We start from the raw sequence: 2436 nt of genomic DNA on the forward strand, positions 1-2436 counted from the left end.
CAGGGCCAGCAGCGCCAGGCCGGCGAAGGCCAGCAGCCCGGCCTGGTACGAACCGGTGACCTGCTTGGCCCAGCCCATGCTGGACGCCAGGTAGAAGCCCCCGATCCCGCCGGTCATGCCCACCAGGCCGGTGACGACGCCGATCTCCTTGCCGAAGCGCTGCGGCGCGAGCTGGAACACCGCCCCGTTGCCGGCGCCCAGCGCCATCATCGTGAACATCATCAGGCCCAGCGCCACCCAGGCGTTGGCGTAGTGGAAGCTGGCCAGCGCGATGCCGAGGCCGGCCAGGACGTAGACCACCGACAGCGTGCGCACGCCGCCGACCCGGTCGGCGACGGCGCCGCCCACCGGCCGGATGAACGAGCCCGCGAAGACGCAGGCCGCGGTGAAGAAGCCCGCCGTCACGGCCGGCATGCCGTACTCGGCGTTGAAGTAGATCGTGAGCGACGACGACAGGCCCACGAAGCCGCCGAAGGTCACCGCATAGAGCCCCATCAGCCACCAGGCGTCGCGGGTCGCCAGCACGCTGGCGTATTCCGACAGCTTCTTCGGCGGCGGCTGGTTCGGGGCGTCCTTGGCGAAGACCAGATAGACCACGAAGGCGACGGCCAGCGGCAGGGCGGCCAGGCCGATGACGTTCTGCCAGCCGAAGATCTGCGCGAGGCCCGGCGCGAACAGCGCCGCCAGCGCCGTGCCCGAATTGCCGGCGCCGGCGATGCCGAGCGCCAGGCCCTGGTGCTCCGGCGGATACCAGCGCGAGGCCAGCGGCAGCGCCACGGCGAACGAGGCGCCCGCGACGCCCAGCACCACGCCCAGCGCCAGCACCTGGTCGTAGCTGTTCACGCCCAGCATCCAGGCGGCCGCCAGGCCGGCGAGCACGATCAGTTGTCCGATCAGCCCGGTCTTCTTCGGCCCGATGTGGTCGACCATCAGGCCCGCGCCCAGCCGCAGGATCGCGCCCGACAGCACCGGCACGGCGACCATGAAGCCCTTCTGCGCGGGCGTCAGGCCAAAGTCCTTGGCGATGGCGACGCCCAGCGGCCCGAGGATCACCCAGGTCATGAAGCTGAGGTCGAAGTAGAGGAACGAGGACAGAAGCGTGGGCGTGTGCCCGGACTTCAGGAACGAACGGCTGACCATTGGGAGAAGGCCCGACATGCTGGAGTGACGGCGGCGTCGCCAAGGGGTGGAGGGCTCGTCCTCGAGCCGGTCCGGAAGCCGCGAACGCCGTTGTCCTGGGCCGTGAGTCGAACATGGCCGGGACCGCGACGCCTGTCATGGGCGGAAAGGCCGGCAGCTGCCCCTGCTTATGCTGCAGTGCAAAAAACAGGCGCCGCTGTGCAGGGCGATGCCTGCTATTTCGGCGCCTCGAACCCATTCAGCACCTCCAACGCGGGCGTGGGCGTGCGCCCCAGCGCAGCGAGCGCCTCGCTATAGAGATCGCTGCGGTAGACGCGCCTGGCCACGCCCGCCACGTCCAGCTCGCGGCCCACATGACCCCAGCGCTGCATCTGGCGTAGCAGCCACTCGGCGTGCAGCGGCTGCGGGGCGTTGGCCCCGTCGGCGTGGAAGACCATGTCCACCAGCGAGGCGTCGATCACCGGCGCCGGCGCGCCCACGTGCTGCGGCTGGCTGAGCAGGGCGACGAGCTCGGCGCGGTTGGCCGGATCGTCCACCCAGGCCGCCGCCCTGATCATCGCCCGCACCAGGGCCTGCAGCGCCTGCGGGTGCTCGGCCGCCCAGGCCTCGCGGAAGCCCACCACCTTGTCCGGCGTCCGCGGCCAGATCTCGGACCCGCGCACCGCGATCCGCCCGGCGCCCGCGGCCACCGCGGCGCTGTCCCACGGCTCGGTGACGCAGAAGCCCTCGACCACGCCCTCGACCAGGAGCTCGGTCATCCGCGCGGGCGGCGCGATGGTCAGGCGGATGTCGCGCTCGGGATCGACCCCCGAGCGGGCCAGCCAGTCGCGCAGCAGGTAGGCGTGCGTCGAGAACGGGAACACGACCGCCAGCGTGATGGGCGAAGCCCCCTCGTCCTGCCGCCGGGCGACCAGGCGCGCCAGGGCGGCGGCGTCCTTGCCCGGTCCCAGCGCCAGCCGCGACGACAGCGTGATCGCCGGCCCGTTCAGCGCCAGGGCGAACGGCGCGACCAGCGGCGCGGGCTGCGCCCCGGCCGCCCCCACGCTTGTGGCCAGCGCCAGCGGCGCCAGCATGTGCGCCCCGTCCAGCGCGCCCACGTTGACCTTGTCGCGGATGGTCGCCCACGACACCTCGCGCACCAGCTCCACCTCCAGACCCTCGGCGGCGAACAGGCCGCGGGCGTGGGCGGCGATCAGCACCGCGGCGTCGTTCAGGGCGATGAAGCCGATCTTCAGCGGCGCGCTCATGAGCCGTTCCCCTTCAGCACGCCTGCGAAGGCCAGCAGGTCGGCGGCCA

2 protein-coding genes are annotated in these 2436 nt (G+C 72.2%); both read right to left on the bottom strand.

Going from position 1 to position 2436, the window contains the following annotated elements:
- On the bottom strand, positions 1 to 1140 hold a 1140-nt coding region (locus VGD44_RS24805; RefSeq protein WP_331091160.1), incomplete at its 3' end, for a nitrate/nitrite transporter.
- Between the two features lie 215 nt (positions 1141 to 1355).
- Entirely contained in the window at positions 1356 to 2387 is a 1032-nt protein-coding gene (locus tag VGD44_RS24810; RefSeq protein WP_331091162.1) for a CmpA/NrtA family ABC transporter substrate-binding protein, read from the bottom strand.
- Positions 2388 to 2436 lie beyond the last annotated feature (49 nt).

Origin of the sequence: Phenylobacterium sp., assembly GCF_036402295.1 — a bacterium.
Lineage (GTDB): Bacteria > Pseudomonadota > Alphaproteobacteria > Caulobacterales > Caulobacteraceae > Phenylobacterium.

Bases quoted from the DNA above. Each gene is read 5' to 3' on its own strand.
- VGD44_RS24810 (WP_331091162.1), bottom strand. From the start codon at position 2,387: ATGAGCGCGCCGCTGAAGATCGGCTTCATCGCCCTGAACGACGCCGCG.